The sequence below is a fragment of the Paenarthrobacter sp. NPDC091669 genome (assembly GCF_044756725.1).
Lineage (GTDB): Bacteria > Actinomycetota > Actinomycetes > Actinomycetales > Micrococcaceae > Arthrobacter > Arthrobacter bambusae_C.
Genome location: NZ_JBIVTK010000002.1, coordinates 403448 through 424140 on the forward strand (window position 1 = coordinate 403448; position 20693 = coordinate 424140).

24 protein-coding genes are annotated in these 20693 nt (G+C 60.8%); 13 read left to right on the forward strand and 11 right to left on the reverse strand.

Features of this window, described 5'->3' with window-relative positions; translation table 11 throughout:
- Positions 1-198 precede the first annotated feature (198 nt).
- From ACIQLI_RS04825 to ACIQLI_RS04860, 8 genes are all read left to right on the forward strand, one after another.
- Positions 199-1149: a P1 family peptidase gene (locus ACIQLI_RS04825; RefSeq protein WP_400385548.1), complete on the forward strand. Its 951-nt coding sequence runs from the start codon at positions 199-201 to the stop codon at positions 1147-1149.
- Positions 1150-1343: 194 nt separating this feature from the next.
- Positions 1344-1565, forward strand: a complete 222-nt coding sequence (infA, locus tag ACIQLI_RS04830) for a translation initiation factor IF-1 (RefSeq protein WP_011775571.1) — start codon at positions 1344-1346, stop codon at positions 1563-1565.
- Between the two features lie 72 nt (positions 1566-1637).
- Complete coding sequence (gene rpmJ, locus ACIQLI_RS04835) at positions 1638-1751, forward strand: 50S ribosomal protein L36 (protein ID WP_011775570.1); 114 nt, start codon at positions 1638-1640, stop codon at positions 1749-1751.
- A 196-nt stretch (positions 1752-1947) separates the two neighbouring features.
- Complete coding sequence (gene rpsM / locus ACIQLI_RS04840) at positions 1948-2325, forward strand: 30S ribosomal protein S13 (RefSeq protein WP_011775569.1); 378 nt, start codon at positions 1948-1950, stop codon at positions 2323-2325.
- Between the two features lie 51 nt (positions 2326-2376).
- Positions 2377-2778 carry a 30S ribosomal protein S11 gene (rpsK, locus tag ACIQLI_RS04845; RefSeq protein ID WP_014922380.1) on the forward strand — a complete coding sequence of 134 codons (402 nt, stop codon included), beginning with the start codon at positions 2377-2379 and terminating at the stop codon, positions 2776-2778.
- 149 nt (positions 2779-2927) lie between these two features.
- The gene (locus ACIQLI_RS04850) at positions 2928-3938 is read left to right on the forward strand and encodes a DNA-directed RNA polymerase subunit alpha (RefSeq protein ID WP_011775567.1); all 1011 of its coding nucleotides are present in this window, start codon (positions 2928-2930) and stop codon (positions 3936-3938) included.
- 66 nt (positions 3939-4004) lie between these two features.
- Complete coding sequence (gene rplQ, locus ACIQLI_RS04855; RefSeq protein WP_089595783.1) at positions 4005-4565, forward strand: 50S ribosomal protein L17; 561 nt, start codon at positions 4005-4007, stop codon at positions 4563-4565.
- A 32-nt stretch (positions 4566-4597) separates the two neighbouring features.
- Positions 4598-5488, forward strand: a complete 891-nt coding sequence (locus ACIQLI_RS04860) for a tRNA pseudouridine synthase A (RefSeq protein ID WP_400385552.1) — start codon at positions 4598-4600, stop codon at positions 5486-5488.
- A gap of 133 nt (positions 5489-5621) precedes the next feature.
- Here the strand turns inward: ACIQLI_RS04860 and ACIQLI_RS04865 are convergent, their stop codons facing one another.
- From ACIQLI_RS04865 to ACIQLI_RS04905, 9 genes are all read right to left on the reverse strand, one after another.
- Positions 5622-6500 (reverse strand): type II secretion system F family protein, encoded by an 879-nt coding sequence (locus ACIQLI_RS04865; RefSeq protein WP_400385554.1) that lies wholly within the window; start codon positions 6498-6500, stop codon positions 5622-5624.
- Positions 6501-6509: 9 nt separating this feature from the next.
- Positions 6510-7451 (reverse strand): type II secretion system F family protein, encoded by a 942-nt coding sequence (locus ACIQLI_RS04870; RefSeq protein WP_400385557.1) that lies wholly within the window; start codon positions 7449-7451, stop codon positions 6510-6512.
- A gap of 2 nt (positions 7452-7453) precedes the next feature.
- Positions 7454-8896 carry a CpaF family protein gene (locus ACIQLI_RS04875; protein ID WP_400385560.1) on the reverse strand — a complete coding sequence of 481 codons (1443 nt, stop codon included), beginning with the start codon at positions 8894-8896 and terminating at the stop codon, positions 7454-7456.
- The gene (locus ACIQLI_RS04880; RefSeq protein WP_400385563.1) at positions 8893-10092 is read right to left on the reverse strand and encodes a CpaE family protein; all 1200 of its coding nucleotides are present in this window, start codon (positions 10090-10092) and stop codon (positions 8893-8895) included. The genes ACIQLI_RS04875 and ACIQLI_RS04880 overlap by 4 nt, the downstream gene beginning before the upstream one ends.
- Positions 10089-10856, reverse strand: a complete 768-nt coding sequence (locus ACIQLI_RS04885) for a Flp pilus assembly protein CpaB (protein WP_400385566.1) — start codon at positions 10854-10856, stop codon at positions 10089-10091. The genes ACIQLI_RS04880 and ACIQLI_RS04885 overlap by 4 nt, the downstream gene beginning before the upstream one ends.
- Before the next feature lie 52 nt (positions 10857-10908).
- Positions 10909-11949, reverse strand: a complete 1041-nt coding sequence (locus ACIQLI_RS04890; RefSeq protein ID WP_400385569.1) for a pilus assembly protein TadG-related protein — start codon at positions 11947-11949, stop codon at positions 10909-10911.
- Positions 11937-12368: a TadE/TadG family type IV pilus assembly protein gene (locus tag ACIQLI_RS04895; RefSeq protein ID WP_400385807.1), complete on the reverse strand. Its 432-nt coding sequence runs from the start codon at positions 12366-12368 to the stop codon at positions 11937-11939. The genes ACIQLI_RS04890 and ACIQLI_RS04895 overlap by 13 nt, the downstream gene beginning before the upstream one ends.
- A gap of 75 nt (positions 12369-12443) precedes the next feature.
- Positions 12444-12641 (reverse strand): Flp family type IVb pilin, encoded by a 198-nt coding sequence (locus ACIQLI_RS04900; protein ID WP_400385572.1) that lies wholly within the window; start codon positions 12639-12641, stop codon positions 12444-12446.
- A gap of 321 nt (positions 12642-12962) precedes the next feature.
- The gene (locus ACIQLI_RS04905; protein ID WP_400385574.1) at positions 12963-13607 is read right to left on the reverse strand and encodes a prepilin peptidase; all 645 of its coding nucleotides are present in this window, start codon (positions 13605-13607) and stop codon (positions 12963-12965) included.
- A 287-nt stretch (positions 13608-13894) separates the two neighbouring features.
- Here ACIQLI_RS04905 and rplM point away from each other — a divergent pair, with 287 nt between their 5' ends.
- From rplM to glmM, 3 genes are all read left to right on the forward strand, one after another.
- On the forward strand, positions 13895-14338 hold the full coding sequence (gene rplM, locus ACIQLI_RS04910; RefSeq protein WP_011775554.1) for a 50S ribosomal protein L13: 444 nt from the start codon (positions 13895-13897) through the stop codon (positions 14336-14338).
- A gap of 39 nt (positions 14339-14377) precedes the next feature.
- Positions 14378-14884, forward strand: a complete 507-nt coding sequence (gene rpsI / locus ACIQLI_RS04915) for a 30S ribosomal protein S9 (protein WP_089595774.1) — start codon at positions 14378-14380, stop codon at positions 14882-14884.
- Positions 14885-15039: 155 nt separating this feature from the next.
- Positions 15040-16404: a phosphoglucosamine mutase gene (gene glmM / locus ACIQLI_RS04920; RefSeq protein ID WP_354230551.1), complete on the forward strand. Its 1365-nt coding sequence runs from the start codon at positions 15040-15042 to the stop codon at positions 16402-16404.
- A gap of 66 nt (positions 16405-16470) precedes the next feature.
- Here the strand turns inward: glmM and ACIQLI_RS04925 are convergent, their stop codons facing one another.
- Both ACIQLI_RS04925 and coaA read right to left on the reverse strand, forming a co-directional pair.
- A complete protein-coding gene (locus ACIQLI_RS04925; protein ID WP_400385810.1) occupies positions 16471-17274 on the reverse strand; it encodes a D-alanyl-D-alanine carboxypeptidase family protein in 804 nt (267 codons plus the stop codon).
- A gap of 67 nt (positions 17275-17341) precedes the next feature.
- Positions 17342-18313 (reverse strand): type I pantothenate kinase, encoded by a 972-nt coding sequence (gene coaA / locus ACIQLI_RS04930; RefSeq protein ID WP_011775550.1) that lies wholly within the window; start codon positions 18311-18313, stop codon positions 17342-17344.
- Positions 18314-18452: 139 nt separating this feature from the next.
- On the opposite strand from coaA, the gene glmS reads away from it, so the two are divergent.
- Both glmS and ACIQLI_RS04940 read left to right on the forward strand, forming a co-directional pair.
- Positions 18453-20336, forward strand: coding sequence for a glutamine--fructose-6-phosphate transaminase (isomerizing) (glmS, locus tag ACIQLI_RS04935; RefSeq protein WP_354230553.1), 1884 nt, complete (start codon positions 18453-18455; stop codon positions 20334-20336).
- A 4-nt stretch (positions 20337-20340) separates the two neighbouring features.
- A complete protein-coding gene (locus ACIQLI_RS04940) occupies positions 20341-20688 on the forward strand; it encodes a holo-ACP synthase (RefSeq protein WP_011775548.1) in 348 nt (115 codons plus the stop codon).
- Positions 20689-20693: the final 5 nt, after the last annotated feature.

A 20693-nucleotide genomic window follows, 5' to 3' on the forward strand; every position in this document is an offset into this window, starting at 1 on the left:
TGTCTGACACTTCCCAACCCGTTTACTCGGCGTTACTCGCTTGTTCGTATTCGAGGCCGGGCTCCCACTTTGCCCTGCGCCCCGCCCTGCGGTCGGGCTGAACCCCTCTGCGCGCTCGGTCGTGCCTCCCTTTGACGCGCGCTGCCGGGGTCCAGCCCGACCGCAATTTGTTTGGGTCCCAAGGTGGAGAATGGAGCCATGAATTCGATCACCGATGTTGCCGGCATACGGGTTGGGCATGTGCAGAGGGTGGGGGAGGGGTGGTTGTCCGGGGTTACTGTGGTGCTTCCTCCTGCGGGGACTGTGGGGTCCGTGGATGTTCGTGGTGGGGGTCCCGGGACTCATGAGACCGACGCGCTGGATCCCACCACGTTGGTATCCACTGTGGATGCAGTGGTGTTGACCGGCGGCAGCGCCTTTGGGTTGGCCTCGGCAGGTGGTGCCCAACAGTGGTGTGAGGAGCAGGGCAGGGGATTTGCTGTCCCGGGGACCGTGGTGCCGATTGTGCCTGCGGCCGCCATCTTTGATCTCGGTCGGGGTGGTGACGTGAAGGCGCGACCCGACGCCGGCATGGGCTACCAGGCAGCCGCTGCAGCGTTCGCCTCAGGTGACCATGCCGCCGTCGAACGTGGAAACGTGGGTGCAGGGACCGGTGCGCTCATTGCGCGGGGGCAGTACAAGGGCGGGATCGGGACGTCGTCCATCACTCTCGACGGCGGGGTGACGGTGGGGGCCATTGCCGTAGTAAATGCCCTTGGTGCGCCGGTGTTCAGCGCGGCGGGGCCGCAATCCCCGGCAGGCTCGGGGGTTCCGCTCCAGGGGCTCAACACGACGCTGGTGGTGGTCGCTACGAATGCTGCCCTTGATGTGGCCGAATGTAAGCGGACCGCCAGTGCCGGGCATGCGGGCTTGGCGCGGGCTTTGGATCCGTCCCATACTTTGGCGGACGGCGATACCGTGTTCGCCTTGGCGACTGGCGCCGTCGTGCTTGATCGCAGTACTGAACAGGCGCGGCAGGTGTCGCTGATAACGCTCCAAAGTGCCGCGGCAGAAGCGGTTCGGCTCGCGATACTCGACGGCGTCCGGGCTGCGGAAAGTGTCTCGACGGCGGCAGGTGAATTCCCGGCGTTCAGGCCCGCAGGGGAGTGACGGCGGCGGACCCTTGCGCTACCATGGACGGATTTAACTTTCCGGCCTGATTGGCGTAGAGTTATTTGTTGGTTGTCTGTGCAGCCACGCCCTTTTTAGTGTCGTGGTTCAAGAGAGCCAAGCAAACAAAAAACGTCCGCTGGATCTTCGGTGCCTAACTGAAGGACGGCGGCAAACAACAGTTAGCGGAGGATATGGCCAAGAAGGACGGGGTCATTGAGATCGAGGGCGTTGTGACTGAGGCGCTGCCCAATGCGATGTTTCGCGTTGAGCTCACCAACAAGCACGTCGTTCTCGCACACATCTCTGGGAAGATGCGACAGCACTACATTCGAATCCTCCCCGAGGACCGGGTAGTGGTTGAGCTGAGCCCATACGACCTCACACGTGGTCGTATCGTCTACCGCTACAAGTAAATTGCTGGGCGGCCAGGCAATAGTGCCCAAGCCGCTCCAGCAGATCAACTGCAAAACACGCAAAGGAACGCCATGAAGGTCAAGCCGAGCGTCAAGCAGATCTGCGACAAGTGCAAAGTGATCCGCCGTAACGGCCGGGTCATGGTGATCTGCGAGAACCCGCGCCACAAGCAGCGCCAGGGCTAATTCCCCTTCCGGGAATCAGCGCCCGCAAGGGCAAACCTGGGTTGCTAGCCCACGCAAGTAAATAAAGGCAGCACAAGCTGTGCCAGGACTGCATTACAGAGCCTGGTCAGCGAACCCCCGGTCGGAGGCTGGGGCCACACGGAACGTGTGGGTGTACTGCCTACGACCTCCGGTTTATTCAAGGAGTACCGCCACTATGGCTCGTCTCGCTGGCGTAGACATTCCCCGCGAAAAGCGGTTGGAAATTGCGCTTACTTACATCTACGGCGTGGGCAAGACCCGTGCACACGAAACCCTGGCTGCCACTGGCATCAGCGCTGACGTTCGCGTCAAGGACCTGACTGACGCCGAGCTGGTCCAGCTGCGTGACTACATTGAAGGCAACTACAAGGTTGAGGGTGACCTTCGCCGCGAGGTAGCCGCTGACATCCGCCGCAAGGTAGAGATCGGCAGCTACGAAGGCCTGCGCCACCGCAAGGGCCTGCCCGTACGCGGACAGCGTACGAAGACCAACGCTCGTACCCGTAAGGGCCCGAAGCGCACCGTCGCCGGCAAGAAGAAGGCCGGACGTTAATCCCTCGGGATTGATCCGGTTTTCCCCCGATAACTTTCTGTAGGAGAAACAATGCCCCCGAAGACTCGTGGAGCGGTTCGTAAGCCGCGTCGCAAGGATAAGAAGAATATTGCGCTTGGCCAGGCGCACATCAAGAGCACCTTTAACAACACCATCGTGTCCATCACGGACCCGAACGGTGCTGTCATCTCATGGGCTTCCGCCGGTGAGGTTGGCTTCAAGGGCTCCCGTAAGTCCACTCCCTTCGCCGCCCAGATGGCTGCTGAAGCCGCTGCAAAGCGCGCTCAGGAGCACGGTCTGCGCAAGGTTGACGTATTCGTCAAGGGCCCGGGATCCGGACGCGAAACCGCAATCCGTTCGCTTCAGGCCGCTGGCCTCGAGGTTGGCTCCATCCAGGACGTCACCCCCAGCGCCCACAACGGTTGCCGCCCGCCGAAGCGCCGCCGCGTCTAATTAGGTCTTCCCTGCCTGACTGGCCGGGCCTGCTGTGGAGAGTTTCGACCCTCCATAAGCATGGCCCGGCTGGTCAGGCTGGAAACCGAAGCCGATTTCCACCACCTGTGTTGCGTCATATAGCGGATGCTCGCCGAAAGGAAACCTAAGTGCTCATTGCACAGCGCCCCACCCTGTCTGAAGAAGTTGTATCCGAGAACCGCTCCCGTTTCATCATTGAACCGCTGGAGCCGGGCTTCGGCTACACCCTCGGAAACTCCCTCCGCCGTACCCTGCTCTCCTCCATCCCCGGTGCCGCTGTAACCAGCATCCGGATCGATGGCGTGCTGCACGAGTTCACCACGGTTCCGGGTGTCAAGGAAGATGTCACCGAGATCATCCTGAACATCAAGAACCTTTCGGTTTCCTCCGAGCACGATGAGCCGGTTGTTGCTTACCTGCGCAAGCAGGGCCCCGGAGTCGTCACCGCCGCGGACATCGCTCCGCCGGCCGGCGTCGAATTCCACAACCCGGATCTGCACATTGCCACACTGAACTCGAAGGGCAAGTTCGAACTCGAACTGACCATCGAGCGCGGCCGTGGCTACGTTTCGGCAGCTCAGAACAAGTCCGGCGACTCCGAGATTGGCCGTATTCCGGTTGACTCGATCTACTCGCCGGTCATGAAGGTAACTTTCCGCGTGGAAGCTACCCGTGTTGAGCAGCGCACCGACTTCGACAAGCTCATTGTCGACGTCGAGACCAAGCAGGCCATCGCTCCGCGCGATGCTGTTGCTTCCGCAGGCACCACCTTGGTGGAACTGTTCGGTCTGGCTCGTGAGCTGAACACCGCAGCTGAAGGTATCGAGATTGGCCCGTCGCCGACGGACGCTGCCCTGGCAGCTGACATGGCTCTGCCGATCGAGGATCTGGACCTCACCGTCCGTTCCTACAACTGCCTCAAGCGTGAGGGCATCCACACCGTGGGTGAACTCGTTGCCCGCTCCGAGGCTGACCTGATGGATATTCGTAACTTCGGTGCGAAGTCCATTGACGAGGTCAAGGCAAAGCTCGTCGAACTGGGTCTGTCCCTCAAGGACTCCCCTCCCGGTTTCGATCTCGCAGCCCGCGCCGCAGCCATCGAAGAGGACGACGCCGCGTTCAGCGACGACGAGCTCTAAACAGCAGATCTTGGCCGCCGGGTCCAGCAATGGACCTGAACGGCTTACATAACAGGAGAAATAACTATGCCTACCCCCACTAAGGGTCCGCGCCTCGGAGGCGGCCCGGCTCACGAGCGCCTGATGCTCGCGAACCTGGCAGCTGCTCTGTTTGAGCACAAGCGCATCACCACCACGGTCACCAAGGCCAAGCGCCTTAAGCCGTACGCAGAGCGTCTGGTCACCTTCGCCAAGCGTGGCGACCTCGCTTCCCGCCGCCGCGTTCTCGGCCTGATCAGCGACAAGGGCGTTGTCCACGAGCTGTTCACCGACATCGCCGGCGCCGTTGCCAACCGCGATGGTGGCTACACCCGCATCACCAAGATCGGCAACCGCAAGGGCGACAACGCTCCCATGGCTGTCATCGAGCTCGTTCTTGAGCCGGTTTCCCCGAAGCAGGCCGTTGTTGCTGAAGCAACCGCTGCCGCTGCCAAGGCTGCTCCGGCTGCCGAGGAAGAGGTCGTTGAGACCGAAGCCGTAGAAGCAGAAGCTGCTGAGACGGAAGAGGCTCCGGCCGCTGAAGCCGACGCTGCTGAAGCTGAAGCTGCTGAAACCGAAGAGGCTCCGGCCGCTGAGGACAAGAAGTAATTCACTGAATTCTTCGCAGTAGAATTAAGTCTATGAACGAACGAAAACCCGCTGCCCCCGTTTTGGGGGGCGGCGGGTTTTTGCGTGTACGGCTTGATCTCTCCTATGACGGCGGACCCTTCAATGGATGGGCCCTGCAGCCCGGGCTTCGGACTGTTCAGGGCTCCCTGGAGGAAGCGCTGGCACTGCTGCTCCAACGGCCAATCCGTGTGACGGTGGCTGGCAGGACTGACGCAGGAGTCCACGCCCGCGGCCAGGTGGTCCATCTGGACCTGACCGAAGCCGAGTGGCTGTCACTGCCGCGTGGGCATGAACTCGATCCCGCCGTCGCGCTGTTGAGACGTCTCCGCGGCGCGTTGAGCCGGATACTCGGCGACCTCACGGGAGCCGTGGAAGTGCACGACGCCGGTCTGGCGCCGGAAGGATTCGATGCCCGCTTTTCAGCGTTGTGGCGAAGGTACAGTTACCGGATTGCCGACGGTCCCGAACGGTGGGATCCCCTCCTGCGGGGCATCACACTGTGGCACAAAGCGCCGTTGGATGTTTCGCTCATGAACTCCGGGGCCGCGGCGCTGCTGGGGCTCCAGGATTTCCGTTCTTACTGCAAGCCGCGGGAAGGTGCCACCACCATTCGTGAGCTGCAGAAGTTCTCCTTTGAACGCGGCAGCGACGGGGTCATTGTTGCCACCGTTCAGGCTGATGCTTTCTGCCACAACATGGTGCGCTCTTTGGTGGGGTCTGCCCTGCGGGTGGGGGAGGAGCTAGAGTCTCCGGGCTGGCTGCACTTGCGGCTCCTGGAACGAAAGCGCGATGCCAAATCCGTGCTCGCTGCACCGCATCCCTTGGTGCTGGAGGAAGTTGCTTATCCGTCTGACGCCGAGATGCTGGCCCGGGCTGAGCTGACGCGGGCGCGGCGGGCTTAGCGTCTTCTTGTTTTGGCGCTTTCCCGGAACGTTGGAGGACCCCCTCCCGGCTCTGGGTACCGGAAGGGGGCCGTTGTGGCACTCCGCGGTCTGGGATCCGCGAAGTGCCGGTCTATTTCCCGAGGGTTCAAGATCAGGAGAAGGCCTGGATGATCCTGATGACCGCGGGACCCAGAAGGACTATGAAAAGCACGGGAAAGATGCAGAACAGCAGTGGAAAGAGAACCTTCACAGGCAGTTTCTGAGCCTTTTCCTCAGCGTTCTGGCGACGCTTGACGCGAGCCTGCTTGGCTTGGGCCCGCAGTACGTTGGCGATCCCGATACCGTACTTGTCGGCCTGGATAACGGCCAGCACGAAGCTCCGAATGTCATGTACCGTGCACCGCTCTGCCAGGGCTTCATATGACTCCTGACGGGGACGTCCGACTTGGATATCTTGAAGGGTCCGCATGAGCTCGTGAGCCAAGGGGCCGGTGCCTTGTGAGGACGCTCTCTCCATGGCGGATTCGAACCCAAGCCCCGCCTCAACGGATATCAACATCTGATCCAGCGTGTTCGGAAACTCGAGTTTGATGGCATCCTGTCGTTTGATCCCTGTGTTGTAGATCAGAAGATCGGGAATGAAATACAGGAACAAGGTCAGGAACAGCCCGAGTGCCACTACCCCAGGGACCGGGCTGACGAAAAACAGCAGGATTCCAGCAAGGGCGCCTGCCAAAGCGAGAACCGGTTTTAGGGCAATGAGCTTGGTCAACGGCATGGACTTTGGCCGTCCTGCGACGGCGAGCCAATGGTCGAGCTTGGCTTCGTAGCTGCCGGGTGTGAGCTTCCGGGCAACGCCCAACAGAAGTGGTGGGCGTTGGACGCTGACACCAACTCCCTGTGCAAAACCGGAGCCGAGATTGGTCTGGATGGCGAAGAGGCCCTTCCGATCTACAGTAGCCAAAGACCAGGCAAAGTACGCGAGCGGTAGCACGATGATGGCGATGATGAGCCACGCTACGGGAGTCATGGCAGCCTCCTAGAACTTGATCTTCACGGTGCGGCTCATCCAGAAGCCGCCGACCACAAACATGAGAAAACTGAGCACCATCATGGCGATGCCGAGCGGATGTTCAACGAACAGACGCACATAGCCCGGGTTGATGACTGCAATCGCCAAGGCCACGACGACTGGCAGCGCCATCAGAATTCCGGCAGACATCTTCCCTTCGGCGCTCAGGGAGCGAACGTGGCCTTTGATCTCGCTGCGTTCCCGGATTGTTCCGGCCACCTGTTCCAAGACCTCGGCGAGGTCTCCGCCTACTTCCCGGTTGATCTGAATAGCCTGCCCTATCCACCGGAAGTCCTCACTATCCATGCGGGCGGCGCAGTCTTCCAGCGCATGCCGTGGATCCTTGCCGATTCTGACCTCATTGACAATGCGGGCCAATTCTTCCGATGTCGGCGCTTGCGATTCCTGAGCGGCGGCCTCGAGCGAACGCATGATGCTGTGTCCTACGCGAAGGCCGCCGATCAACATCTGAATGGTGTCCGTAAGCTGCATCTCAAACTTGCCGCGACGCTTCTCCGTCTTCACCACGAGGATCAGTTTTGCCCCGAACGGTCCGGCAACGGCCAGCAGAATGCCTATGAAGGGATTAATCAGAAGCCAGCCAAAGGCCCCTAGTAGCAGGGTCGCGATGACTACCACGACGGTCACGTCTGCAGGAGCCTGTTTGACGCCCGCGTTGTAGAGAACTTCGCGGTTGAAGGGGCCGCCTGACTTACCAATGGCCGTATCAACGAAGCGGACCGCAGACTCAGAGACACGCCCCACTGCTGAACTATCCTGCGGCAGGTCGACCCGACGCCGCTCGACTGGTATAGGGCCGTTTCTGGGCTTCAAGACCACTGCTATCAGGACGACGAGGGCCGCCACGCAGAGTGCGATCGCGAGGACGAAAAATGCTGGGGACTCCATCACTACCGCCTCCCCACCGCTACTGGCACGACACCAAAAGTCGCCGGGGATACTTGTATGCCGAGCTCCGTAAACCGATCGAGGAAACGGGGCCGAATGCCTGTTGGGATAGCTTTGCCCAAGAAGCGTCCTTGGGCGTCCAACCCGGCCGAGTAGTCAAACAGAAAAGCGTCCTGCAGTGTAACAACATCCCCTTCCATTCCTTGCACCTCCGTGACATGGGTTACCCGCCGGCTACCGTCGCGGAGCCGAGTGACCTGGACGATCAGATCAACGGCGGAGGATACCTGTTCACGAATGGCCCTGAGAGGTAGGTCCATACCAGCCATAAGCACCAGGGTCTCCAGACGAGCGACGGCATCTCGGGGAGAATTGGCATGCACTGTGGAAAGTGACCCGTCATGGCCGGTGTTCATGGCCTGCAGCATGTCCAGGGATTCACCGCCACGTACCTCACCGACGATGATCCGATCGGGCCGCATACGGAGAGAGTTTCGAACGAGGTCGCGGATGGTGATGGCGCCCTTTCCCTCGATGTTGGGTGGGCGGCTCTCCAACCTGACCACATGGCGTTGTTGCAGCTGCAGTTCCACCGCGTCTTCAATGGTGACGATGCGGTCGGATTCCGGAATGAAGGATGACAGAACGTTCAGCAGCGTCGTTTTGCCTGTGCCAGTGCCTCCGGAGACAATGACGTTGAGACGGGCGCGGACACACGCACTCAGCAGTTCGGCCATTTCCTGACTCATGGATCCCCATTCGATGAGGTTGCGGACCGTGAGTGGAACGTGGCTGAACTTCCTGATGGTGAGTGACGGGCCGTTGACCGCCAGTGGAGGAATGATGGCGTTGACGCGGGAGCCGTCCTCCAAACGTGCGTCGACCAGCGGCGAAGATTCGTCGATGCGGCGGCCCACCTTGGAAACGATCCGTTCAATGACTTTCCTCAGATGATTGTCCGAGCTGAACTGAAGGTCCGTTAAGGCGAGATGACCATGACGCTCCACGTAGATCTGATCAAAGCGGTTCACCATGACCTCCGTGACGGAGGGGTCTTCCAGTAGGCGCTGCAAGGGGCCATAGCCCATCACTTCGTCGGAAATCTCGCGGATGAGTCGACGTCGCTCCTCAGGAGACAGGGGCACCTGTTCATCGTCGATGACCGCTGAGAGCTCATCGACGGCGAAAGACCGCAGGTCCTCTTCAGAAGACGAAGTATCCCCGATGCGGTTCCCAATGCGCTCAAACAGAGCTGAAGCAGCTCGTTGCTTGAGACCAGCGAGCGCATCCACCGCCGGAGTGGTTGGTGCCCCGCCCAATATCGGGTTGGACACCGAAGGCGTTGAGATCCGGTCGCCTCCAGAAGCCGCGTCCGAAGTTTGAAAATCACCTGGGGCTGGGACGGCAGGCGGGTTGTTTTTCGAAAGCCTTTCTGAGAGCTTCATGACACCACCACCCTCCGGTGGAGCTTGTTCTGAGGCGTCGTTTCCAGTCGCGGGTCAAAACGCTGAATCAGCTTCCTTAGTCCCTTGATCGCCGCGTCCCTGGCAGTCCCTTGAAGTACAGGAATTCCGCGGTTTGTGGAATAGGGAAGCGTCTTGGAGCGAGGTATCACTGTGTCAATGGGAACCCCGATCGTGGCTTCGACGTCTTGGACGGAGAGGCCGCTTTTCCTGTCCGCAAAGTTCAAGACGGTGTGACGTCCTTGTGGTAATAGCTGCAGTTCCTTCAGCACGCTGAAGCACTTTCGAAGGCCTCTGATACTGGGCACATCCATCCCGCAGACCCATACCCCGTCGGTAGCCAACTCCAACGTCGCCAGGCAGTGTTCGCCAAGACCTGGTGCAGTGTCCACTACGACATACTTGAACTCCGTCGCCAGCTGGTTGAGGAGTCGGGTCACATGATCGGCAGTGATGTAGTCCGAGTCGGAGGGCTTCTGTGGCGCGCAGAGTGCGTAGATTCCCGCCGGGTGGACGGTCAGAAACGCCTTGAGGACCATGGAGTCCTGGGCAGCAGCTCCGTGGACCGCCTCAGTGATGGAGTGCTCCGGTTCGAGCAACAGGCCCGAGGCGACATCGCCGAACTGCAGGTCCAAGTCCACTATGACCACGCTCATGGGTGCGAGTGCGCCCAGCCCGATAGCCAGATTGGTGGCAACGGTTGTTTTGCCCACGCCACCTTTGGGTGACATGACGGCAATGACCCGTCCCCGCTCCTGTCCGGCTTCGGCAGCAGGTTGCATCCCGCGTCGCCGGCTCGCGGCTGCCAAGCATGCACGTTCCAGGAGGACCCGGAGTTCATTGACGTCCGCTTCGGGGGCAACCACATCCCTCACACCGGCGTGCATAGCCTTCAAGACGATGTCTGCCGTGGGCTCGGCGACCATGAGGAGGCTGATCTCCGGGTATTGGAGATCAATCACGGTGGCCAGCTTGAAGGCATCGTCGGGGTTAACTCCAGGGCCCAGGACCATTACCTCTGGCGGAGCTCCTGTCAGCTGCTTGAAGATTTCGTCGGTACCCGCTTGGAGGACTGCCGGCGATAGGGTCTGCAGATCACCATGCAGTGCTCCGGTGATGGCTTGCCGCACGCGGGCTTCAAAATCCCGGACCGCAGTGATGGCTACGAAGCGGCTCATTGGACCAGCCCTCCAAACGTGGTCGTTGGCGGGTCGCTCTTGACCGTCTTGTCGGTCTGCTTGGAGAGCCAGAGTGTGCCGAACTCGGCACCGAAGACCATCTTGGCTGCGCTGACGTCACTGAGGGCAACGGTGACATATGCCGAGCCATTGGGGAGTGCGACGGCCTTTTCCGTTCCGGCGGATTTTTCCGCGTCTGGGGCCGCTTGCTGAACAGCAGTGACCAGAACATCGTGATAGAGGAGCTCAGTAAAGTCCTTCCACCCTGTCAATCCTGCCGGCAGATTGGCTCCAGCGGGCACAGCCTCATCGAGTTTGAAGGATGCAAAGACGGTGACCGTATCGCCAGCCTCCACTCGCCCTCCCAACATACGCTCAGGAGCCAGGACAAACGTGGCTTCCTGCAAGCCGTCGGGGACAGGAACAGTTCCCGGGACCAGTTCTTTGGGGCTGACCAGTTTCACACCCAGCAACTGTTCACCGGGCTGGAGGTCAGCTGATGTGACCTTGCCCTTTTGATCAGCGAGGGCGCTGATAGTCCCCGGTGCGACGGCGGATTGCGGCAGGGTTTCGGTCTTAACTTTGGCCTGCAGATCTTCAGCCTTGGTGCCGGCCGGAATACGTTCCTTGACGACAAGAACGGTGACGGGATCTAGCCCTTGCTGCGCCCGCTTGTCGGCTCCTTGAACATAGGTGACCAACAAAACCGTGCCAATGACTGCCAAAAGCAGTGCAGCAATGCCTCCCAGTAGGCGTGTTTTCACTTTCTACTCCTTTGATTCTTTCGGATTCCAGAACAGGGGCCGTATCAGCCCGCTACTCAGTGAGCGTGACAACGGATGCCCCATAATTTGGAGTGCCTTCTGTTGCCTGCATGCCCTCTTCGAGTGAAACGAAGCGGGAGAAGTACCCCTGGAGTCCGCGGCAGTTGCCATTGCAGCTCGGAGCGAGGGGATCGACAACGGCCCCAGAGCCGCTGAATTTATAACCGGTGACCTGAAATGCTGCGAAACCAATCAATGTGTATTCGGCGTTTGAACCGTTCCCCGTCGCAGCGCTAAAAAGCGGAATGAGCGCCGGCTCGTCCATGATGGTGGCCAAAGCTGCATTGCATCCAGCTGCATTCGGGAAGTGGTTGCCGGTCTGACCATCAACCGTCATGTCGAGATCGATATCCGTGGAACATCCTGTATCTGTCACCAGCCAACCAAAGCCGCCAGGTTGGTAGCCGTTCTGTGCGGCACACCCCGGGACCGTCGGCGCGTTCTCGTCGTAGCGAAGAAGAAGATGCGTTGGTGTTGGGTCGCCCGTGAAATTGCCGGTTGAGTTCAGCGATGCCAGTTGCGCTGGAGAGAGATATTTCTTGAAAACGCATTCGCTAACGGTCCAAGGAAGCGTCGTGGCACTCGACGGTGCACCCCAGGAAGCTTCGGCCGCAGCACCGACCTGCGCCGTTTCGACTCCCAATACTTGAGCGAAGAAGAGGGAGAAGCTGTTCTGACCATTTGTGTCCCGGGCGTTGGTCACAACCCGAACGGTTGTCGCGGCAGGAAAGGTAACCGTCGCGCCGCTGGATGCATCATTGGCGTTGGCGTTGGCGAAATTATTGGCAGTCGACGTGCTGCTACCGCAACTGCCGCTGGCGCAGTCGGTTGCGACGGCGAGGGCCGCAGCATCTGCTCCGTTTTGGAGCTGAGCCTTCTCCGCATACAGTGCGCCGACGTCCACAGCGAGTGCTGCGAAGCCCAGCAAAACCACCATCAATCCTGCAACGACGATTGTTGCGGCACCCCGCTCGGAATTGTCAACGTCCGAGGTGGTCCGTGCCCATTGTCGGACGCTGGCTAACCTCCGCATCTCATCACCCCGACTCCTGACATATTGAGCGGGAAGATCCCAGGATTTCCGAAGAAGCCGGCATCAAGGAATCCGGACATGGAGGTAAGCGAAACGCTGGTGGTTACCTCGACGTTGGAACCTGGTGCGCAACTGGAGGCGTTGTCACTCACGTTGACTCCCAGTCCGTCAAGGGCAGGAGCTGCGGACAGTGCTGTGCCGGCCACGTCCAGACCTCCGTCCTGGTAGTGGACCGCCGCATAGCGGGCTCCTTCTCTAGCAGCCTGCGTGAGGGATACCTGCACGTTGTAGGCTCGGCCGAACTCCATGATTCCTATTAGAATTAGCAGCAAGAGCGGAAGCAGGATTGCCATCTCAACGGCAACGGCGCCTCGCTCTTTTATCCTTGATTTCAAGGCCTTCTCCCCATCCCAGATCAAAAAGTATTGGGTTAAAGCACTTTGGTTGGTCGTGAAGGACTCATGAGTCGCCACGACCAACCAAAGAACTTTTCGCTACGGAATCTGTGCGGCGACGTTGTTGAACAGGCCGAGGATTTCGCCACCAAGAGCGAAGACTGCGGCGATGACCAAGACGGCGATGCCGGCGACCATGATGCCGTATTCAACCATCGTCGCTCCCTTCTCGTCCTTGGTGAAACGGTCCTTGACGCCGGCAATGTACGAGGTAATGGTGAACATAAAAGTAGACATTGGAAAATCCTTCCCAGAAAAAATATTTGCGAATGGGTTATAGGTCCAGCAAATTATCGGAATTTGCTTCGACTCCCGAACTACCCCCATGTATCCTTTAGCGGTTCGGAATTCGATGAGATAAGAATTCACCCTGGGGAGCAGTCGCGACAATGCGTAGCCGTACTCGTCTTAGTCAGGAGCGCTCTACTCGCCCTCGTGCCCCGATGGCCCGTTGTACTCAGTTTTGGAAGGAAAAGGCATCGAAACTACTTGGTTTCGAAAGCTGCCTTATCAATTTGGGCTTCTGTGAAGGGGGAGGTAAGTGCGTACTAAGCCGCTTCAGTTCATGACCAGGGCAACGCCAAGGGCGGCGATGACCATTGCCGGGCCGTGGGCTGATTCTGTGGGTTTTTCCGCGCGTCGCAGGCGCAACACCAGTACCGTGAGCACCCCGCCCACCACGAATCCCAGTAGTCCCCCGAAGAGTACTTGCTGCCAACCCAAGTACCCCAAGTACAGCCCCAGGGGTGCTGCGAGCTTCACATCGCCCATTCCGATGCTTCCCGGCGAAAGAAGTCCAAGAATTAAGTAGCCACCGAACAGAATGGCCGCGCCGGCGAGGGCCCGGAACAGCTCCGGCCATCCCGGGGCAAGGGCTGCGGATGCCGTCAGGAGCAGCAACCCACCTCCGAGGAGGAGCACGACGAGGACGTTGGGCAGCAAATGGAGGGCAAAGTCGATGCGTGACAGTTGCACTCCAAGTAATGCCAGGAAAAGAAATGCCGGCAATTCCCATGAAGCGTCAAACCGCCACGCGAGCAAGCCAAAGAGCAGCGAGGTGACAGCCGCCGTCGTGATCCGGACCCTCAGGGGAGGGGGTCCGCCGAACCGTGGCAGCCTTAGTGAGATGAGCCACTCGGCGGCCGGGCTTAGGAGGAGGCCTGCGAGGGCGATAATGAGTGGAAAGGCGGGCCCGTCGGTCATGTGCTCTCCCTCAATCAGTGCGCAACCCCCAGGGGCGATTACCCCATTTTGACCCGGGCGCCCCGTTGAAGGTATTGTTTAGAGTCGTTGTGCGTGTCCTATCTCGATGACACATGCCTTACGGGGGATCCAGTTGCAGGATCGCTAACTCCTGAGGCATTTCGAGATTCTGGGATGACTGGTACATAGAGCCCTCACCTCTGCTCCGGTAGCGCATACATAGTAGGTACACGCCTTATTGCGTGTGGCCTAAAACATGAACGCCAGAACAAGAACGAGGCAAAACCGTGCGTACGTACACCCCGAAGCCCGGCGATATCAACCGCCAGTGGCACGTCATTGACGCCACCGACGTTGTCCTTGGTCGTCTTGCCAGCCAGACCGCAACACTGCTGCGCGGAAAGCACAAGCCGACCTTTGCGTCCCACATGGACATGGGCGACTTCGTCATCATCATCAACGCTGAAAAGGTTGCCCTCACCGGCGCCAAGCTGGAGCAGAAGCGCGCATACCGCCACTCCGGTTACCCGGGCGGCCTGACCTCCGTCAACTACGCCGAGCTGTTGGAATCCAACCCGGTTCGCGCTGTTGAGAAGGCCATCAAGGGCATGCTCCCCAAGAACTCCCTCGCCGCTCAGCAGCTGGGCAAGCTCAAGGTCTACGCAGGCCCCGAGCACCCCCACGCAGCTCAGCAGCCGAAGACTTTCGAAATCACCCAGGTCGCCCAGTAGTCCTGGCCACCAACTAAACTTTTTATTACAAGGAGAACCGTGGCTCAGAACGAAGAACTGACCGCCGAAGCCGTCGAGGCTGAGGAAACCCTCACCAGCTACACCTCTGAAAGCACATCTGGTGAAGATGCGCCCAAGAAGGAGCGCCCGGCACTGACCGTTGCCGGCGCAGCTGTTGGCCGTCGCAAGGAAGCCGTTGCACGCGTTCGCGTTGTACCGGGTTCCGGCAAGTGGACCATCAATGGCCGCACGCTGGACAACTACTTCCCGAACAAGCTGCACCAGCAGGATGTCAACGAGCCCTTCAAGATCCTTGATCTCGAAGGCGCTTACGACGTCATCGCCCGTATCCACGGCGGTGGCATCTCCGGCCAGGCTGGTGCACTGCGTCTCGGTGTTGCCCGCTCGCTGAACGAGATCGACGTCGACAACAACCGCGCCACCCTCAAGAAGGCCGGTTACCTGCGCCGTGACGCCCGCGTCATCGAGCGTAAGAAGGCTGGTCTCAAGAAGGCACGCAAGGCTCAGCAGTACTCCAAGCGTTAATTCGCTTCGCCCCTTCGTTGGGGTATCGAAAGCCCGTTCCGCCACTTCGGCGGGGCGGGCTTTCGCCGTTAAAGACGGGCGTGGCACGGCCCGCATGTGACGCTCCGACACGCTCCTGAACTGATGGTGTCCCGGCGTCGTCTAAACTTGAGCCGATGTCTAGATTATTTGGAACAGATGGCGTGCGCGGTCTCGCGAACGGATTGCTCACCGCCGAGCTGGCTATGCAGCTCGCCCAGGCCGCCGCCGTCGTACTCGGCCATGACCGCACAACCAACGGCAAGCGGCCACGCGCCGTCGTCGCCAGGGATCCCAGAGCGAGTGGCGAGTTCCTCGCCGCCGCCGTGGAAGCCGGGCTTTCCAGCTCCGGAATCGACGTCTATGACGCCGGTGTCCTTCCCACCCCTGCCGCCGCTTACCTGGTGGCCGATCTCGACGCCGATTTCGGCGTCATGCTGTCGGCCTCCCACAACCCCGCGCCGGACAACGGCATCAAGTTCTTTGCCCGCGGCGGCCAGAAGCTCCCGGACCACGTCGAAGACGCCATCGAGGCGCAGCTCGGCAAAGAGCCGCAGCGCCCGGTGGGAGCCGACGTCGGACGCATTCAGCGCTTCTCCGATGCTGAGGACCGTTACATCGTGCACCTGCTGGGCACGCTTCCCAAGCGCCTTGACGGCCTGAAGGTAGTCCTGGACTGCGCCCACGGTGCAGCGAGCGGTTGTTCACCCCAGGTGTTCAAGGATGCCGGCGCGGACGTCGTAGTGATCGGCGCTGAGCCGGACGGGCTGAACATCAACGAGGGCGTAGGCTCCACCCACTTGGGCCCGTTGAAGGAAGCAGTTCTCCAGCATGGCGCCGACCTTGGCGTGGCCCACGACGGCGACGCCGACCGTTGCCTCGCCGTGGACCACGAGGGCAACGAAGTGGATGGCGACCAGATCATGGCCATCCTTGCACTGGCACTCAACGAGGCCGGAAAGCTCAAGGACAGCATCCTTGTGGCCACCGTCATGAGCAACCTCGGCCTCAAGATCGCCCTCAAAAATGCCGGTATCACCATCCGCGAAACCGGAGTCGGCGACCGCTACGTCCTCGAGGAAATGCGCAACGGCGGCTACAACCTGGGCGGCGAACAGTCCGGTCACGTGATCTTCTCCGATTACGCCACCACAGGTGACGGTGTCCTGACCGGCCTGCAGCTCGCAGCGCAGGTTGCACTGACAGGCCGCAGCCTCAAGGAACTCTCCACCGCGATGACCAAGCTCCCGCAGCTGATGATCAACGTCAAGGGTGTGGACAAGGCCCGCGCCGGTACCGACGAAGGCGTGGCGGCTGCTGTTGCTGCTGCCGAACTCGAACTGGGCGAAACCGGACGCGTGCTGCTCCGCCCGTCGGGTACTGAAGCTCTGGTCCGTGTCATGGTGGAAGCCGCTGACATGGAAACGGCTGAGCGCATCTGCAACAGCCTTGCCGCAGTAGTTAAGGAACGTCTGGGCGCTTCCAGCGAAATGGCTGTCTAAGACGCCAGAACGAGCTTCGGCCCGCACCTCTGCTTGGCAGGGGAGCGGGCCGAAGTCATTTAAGGGCTAGAGGTAATCCGGGGCCGCTTCGAGGCCGAAATATTCTTCGAGGGTCACGATGCCGCGTGCAACCATGTCAGATGCTGCCTCCACACCGATGTAACGCAGGTGCCATGACTCGTAGAAGTACCCGGTGATGTCATGGAACATCCATGGATAGCGGACAACGAAACCGAACTTGTGGGCGTTGGCCTTCGCCCACACTGCTGCCGGTTGTTCAGCAAAACACGGCTGGAAGCTGCAGGCCCCACCGCCGTCGGCAATGTCGAAGGACCAACCTGTCTGGTGTTCGGAGTGTCCCGGCCGTGCCGAAGCCCGGTCCGCCGCAGCCTGGCCCGTGCTGGCGACGTAGCCGCCGTATGTGGCTACCTGGGTTGAGTAGGAGCGGTAGCCCGAAGCCAACGCCATAATGATGCCCTCCGTTGCAGCCGCGCCGAACATCTTTGCTGCGGCAGCTGCCGTCGTGCTGTTCAGCAGGGAAGCTTCGCCGCTGACGGCGAGGCGGATGTTCGGCTGAACCAAGTCGGCCGGGACGAAGTCCTGGGGGCTGAGGGGGCGGTGCTTGTTGACGATCACCCAGGGGCTGGCGGGGTCCGTCAGCGAATGCTGCGATGCAACCGCACTGGAGGGTGCGGCACTGGAAGGCGTCGCGCTGGGCGACGGCGCAGCAGTCCCAGGCGCAACCGTTGCCGGATCCGTGGTGGGGGCGCCGGAAGGGGCCGCGGAAGGCGTAGCAGCACCACTCGCGGCGTTGGCGGCGGCAGGGGAGGGAACGGCGGTCTCCGGTGTGCACGCAGACAAGGCTGCCATTCCGGCACCAGCAGCAATCAGGCCGGCAAAAACGCGCCGGCTGGGCAGCGGTTGGGGATCGGCCACGCTAGACCTTCCTCAGCAACATGCGGCGGATGGAGTGGTCGGCGTCCTTGGTGAGGACCAGCTGGGCGCGTCCACGGGTGGGCAGCACGTTTTCTTCAAGGTTGGGTTCGTTGATGCGCTTCCAAATGCCGCGTGCAGTGGATTCGGCGTCATCATCGGACAGTGTGGCGTAGCGGTGGAAGTAGGATTCCGGCTGGGCGAAGGCGGTGGTGCGCAGTTTGCGGAAACGGTCCACGTACCATTCCTCGATGTAGGAGGTTTTGGCGTCCACGTAGATGGAGAAGTCGAAGAAGTCGCTGACGGCCAGTCCTTGCTTTCCGTCCATACGGGGCCGCGCGGGGGCCAGGACGTTGAGCCCTTCCACGATCAGGACGTCGGGACGCCGGACCACCACTTCCTTGCCCGGCACGATGTCGTACGTTACGTGGGAATACCACGGTGCGCGGACTTCTTCGGCGCCGCCTTTGACTTCCGACACAAAGCGGAGGAGCCCCCGTCGGTCATAGGACTCGGGAAAACCCTTGCGTTCAAGAAGGTGCCGGCGCTTCAGTTCGGCCAAGGGATACAGGAAGCCATCGGTGGTGATGAGTTCCACGTTGGGGGTTCCGGGCCATCGCCGGAGCATTTCCCGGAGCACGCGGGCGATGGTGGACTTGCCGACTGCCACCGAACCGGCGACGCCAATCACGAACGGAGTGCGCTGGGTTTGTTCGCCCAGGAACGTGGTTGTTGCCGCATGTAGCTGGTGCGAAGCCTCTACATAGAGGTGCAGAAGCCGTGAAAGTGGGAGGTAGACCTCCCTGACTTCCTTCATGTCCAGGGGGTCGCCTAGGCCGCGGAGACGGAAGATGTCCTCTTCGTTGAGGGGCTGCTCCATCTGCGCTGCAAGCCTGGACCACGTTTGACGGTCCAGCTCTACAAACGGGGAAGCGCCGTCGCCATTAGCTTCGGTGCGTTGCAAAGTCACGCTCATGATTCTGCCCTCCGCGCGGCGGATCAGGAAATGCGCGACGACGGGAGGGTGAATTGTGGGGGCTGGACATCATAGCGGCAAGGGGAGGAGCTGGGATGTCCCACGTCAGTTGTTTGCGCTAGCCGTTAGGCTTGTACCCATGTGTGGAATCGTAGGCTATGTTGGCAATTCGTCTCGCAAGGCAGCTGGTCACAGCGCCCTTGACGTCGTCGTGGAAGGGCTGCGTCGTCTTGAGTACCGCGGCTATGACTCTGCAGGCGTCGCAGTGGTGGCTGACGGGGCAATCTCGTCCCGTAAAAAGTCCGGCAAACTGAGCAACCTGATCAGTGAACTGGAAGCAAATCCAGTACCTGAATCCCTGACCGGCATCGGCCATACCCGTTGGGCCACCCACGGCGGACCGACCGACCGCAACGCGCACCCGCATCTCTCTGATGGCGGCCGCCTTGCGCTGATTCACAACGGCATCATCGAGAACTTCGCTGAGCTCAAGCAGGAACTGCTGGCCAAGGGCGTTACCTTCGAGTCCGAAACCGACACCGAAGTAGCCGCCGCACTGGTAGGCGACATCTTCCGCACCCAGCTCAATGGCGACGGCGGAAACCTCACCGAAGCAATGCGTCTGGCTTGCCAGCGACTCGAAGGCGCTTTCACCCTTCTTGCCGTCCACGCAGACCAGCCCGACGTCGTCGTGGCTGCCCGCCGCAACTCCCCGCTGGTGGTTGGCCTGGGCGACGGCGAGAACTTCCTCGGCTCCGATGTTTCCGGCTTCATCGACTACACCCGTCGCGCCGTGGAATTGGGCCAGGACCAGATCGTCACCATCACCGCGGACTCCGTGGAAATCACCGACTTCTTCGGTGCTCCCGCCGAAGGCAAGGAATACCACGTCGACTGGGATCCGGCATCTGCCGAAAAGGGTGGCTTCAACTCCTTCATGGAGAAGGAAATCCACGACCAGCCCGACGCCGTTGCGCAGACCCTCCTGGGCCGCTCGGACCTCGATGGCAAGCTGACCCTGGACGAGGTCCGTATCGATCCGGAGCTCCTCAAGCAGGTTGACAAGATCATCGTGCTCGCTTGCGGTACCGCGGCCTACGCCGGTCTGGTTGCCAAGTACGCAATCGAGAACTGGTGCCGCATCCCCACGGAAGTTGAGCTCGCCCACGAGTTCCGCTACCGCGATCCGATCGTCGACTCCAACACGCTGGTGGTTTCCATCAGCCAGTCCGGTGAGACCATGGACACGCTGATGGCCGTCCGCTACGCCCGTGAACAGGGCGCCAAGACGATCTCCATCTGCAACACCAACGGTTCCACCATCCCGCGCGAATCCGACGCCGTGCTCTACACGCACGCCGGCCCGGAAATCGCGGTGGCCTCCACCAAGGCATTCCTGGCGCAGATCACTGCCGCCTACCTGCTGGGCCTGTACTTGGCACAGCTGCGCGGCAACATCTTCTCCGGCCAGATCAAGGACGTCCTCGCGGACCTCAACAAGATCCCGGCCAAGATCCAGAAAATCCTGGACAACGCAGGACCCCTGCGCGAGCTCGCCCGCAGCATGAAGGACGAAAAATCCGTGCTGTTCCTGGGCCGCCACGTAGGCTATCCGGTTGCCCTCGAGGGTGCCTTGAAGCTCAAGGAAATCGCGTACATCCACGCTGAAGGCTTCGCAGCCGGCGAGCTCAAGCACGGTCCGATCGCCCTGATCGACGACGGCCAGCCGGTCTTCGTTGTGGTTCCGTCCCCGCGCGGACGCGACTCCCTGCACTCCAAGGTGGTCAGCAACATCCAGGAAGTCCGCGCACGTGGTGCCCGTACCCTGGTGATCGCTGAAGAAGGCGACGAATCGGTCAAGGACTACGCAGAGCACGTGTTCTACGTACCGGAAACGCCCACACTGCTGATGCCGCTGCTCACCACCGTTCCGCTGCAGATCTTTGCTGCTGAACTGGCCGGAGCCAAGGGCTATGACGTGGATCAGCCGCGTAACCTCGCCAAGAGCGTGACCGTAGAATAACGCCATGATCGTTGGCATTGGCGTAGACGTCGTAGACATCGAACGGTTCGGCCGGCAGCTGGAACGGACGCCCGGACTCCGGGACCGCCTGTTCGTTCCGGCCGAACGGGAACTCAACACCCGCTCCCTGGCTGCTCGTTTTGCGGCCAAGGAAGCCGTGGCCAAGGTCTTGGGTGCGCCCGCGGGAATGAACTGGCAGGACTGCTGGATCGGCCTCGATGAGAACGGTCCTACAGTCCAGGTCAAGGGAACCGTGCTGGCAGTGGCCGAGGCCAAGGGCGTCAAGCGCTGGCACCTGTCCATGAGCCACGACGGCGGCATCGCTACGGCGACTGTCCTCGCCGAGGGCTAGACGGA

What these genes read in the sequence shown, in the direction of transcription:
- ACIQLI_RS04825 (WP_400385548.1), top strand. Translation starts at nt 199, where the DNA reads ATGAATTCGATCACCGATGTTGCCGGCATACGGGTTGGGCATGTGCAG.
- infA (WP_011775571.1), top strand. Translation starts at nt 1,344, where the DNA reads ATGGCCAAGAAGGACGGGGTCATTGAGATCGAGGGCGTTGTGACTGAG.
- rpmJ (WP_011775570.1), top strand. Translation starts at nt 1,638, where the DNA reads ATGAAGGTCAAGCCGAGCGTCAAGCAGATCTGCGACAAGTGCAAAGTG.
- rpsM (WP_011775569.1), top strand. Translation starts at nt 1,948, where the DNA reads ATGGCTCGTCTCGCTGGCGTAGACATTCCCCGCGAAAAGCGGTTGGAA.
- rpsK (WP_014922380.1), top strand. Translation starts at nt 2,377, where the DNA reads ATGCCCCCGAAGACTCGTGGAGCGGTTCGTAAGCCGCGTCGCAAGGAT.
- rplQ (WP_089595783.1), top strand. Translation starts at nt 4,005, where the DNA reads ATGCCTACCCCCACTAAGGGTCCGCGCCTCGGAGGCGGCCCGGCTCAC.
- ACIQLI_RS04860 (WP_400385552.1), top strand. Translation starts at nt 4,598, where the DNA reads ATGAACGAACGAAAACCCGCTGCCCCCGTTTTGGGGGGCGGCGGGTTT.
- ACIQLI_RS04865 (WP_400385554.1), bottom strand. Translation starts at nt 6,500, where the DNA reads ATGACTCCCGTAGCGTGGCTCATCATCGCCATCATCGTGCTACCGCTC.
- ACIQLI_RS04870 (WP_400385557.1), bottom strand. Translation starts at nt 7,451, where the DNA reads ATGGAGTCCCCAGCATTTTTCGTCCTCGCGATCGCACTCTGCGTGGCG.
- ACIQLI_RS04875 (WP_400385560.1), bottom strand. Translation starts at nt 8,896, where the DNA reads ATGAAGCTCTCAGAAAGGCTTTCGAAAAACAACCCGCCTGCCGTCCCA.
- ACIQLI_RS04880 (WP_400385563.1), bottom strand. Translation starts at nt 10,092, where the DNA reads ATGAGCCGCTTCGTAGCCATCACTGCGGTCCGGGATTTTGAAGCCCGC.
- ACIQLI_RS04890 (WP_400385569.1), bottom strand. Translation starts at nt 11,949, where the DNA reads ATGCGGAGGTTAGCCAGCGTCCGACAATGGGCACGGACCACCTCGGAC.
- ACIQLI_RS04900 (WP_400385572.1), bottom strand. Translation starts at nt 12,641, where the DNA reads ATGTCTACTTTTATGTTCACCATTACCTCGTACATTGCCGGCGTCAAG.
- ACIQLI_RS04905 (WP_400385574.1), bottom strand. Translation starts at nt 13,607, where the DNA reads ATGACCGACGGGCCCGCCTTTCCACTCATTATCGCCCTCGCAGGCCTC.
- glmM (WP_354230551.1), top strand. Translation starts at nt 15,040, where the DNA reads ATGTCTAGATTATTTGGAACAGATGGCGTGCGCGGTCTCGCGAACGGA.
- ACIQLI_RS04925 (WP_400385810.1), bottom strand. Translation starts at nt 17,274, where the DNA reads ATGGCAGCCTTGTCTGCGTGCACACCGGAGACCGCCGTTCCCTCCCCT.
- coaA (WP_011775550.1), bottom strand. Translation starts at nt 18,313, where the DNA reads ATGAGCGTGACTTTGCAACGCACCGAAGCTAATGGCGACGGCGCTTCC.
- glmS (WP_354230553.1), top strand. Translation starts at nt 18,453, where the DNA reads ATGTGTGGAATCGTAGGCTATGTTGGCAATTCGTCTCGCAAGGCAGCT.
- ACIQLI_RS04940 (WP_011775548.1), top strand. Translation starts at nt 20,341, where the DNA reads ATGATCGTTGGCATTGGCGTAGACGTCGTAGACATCGAACGGTTCGGC.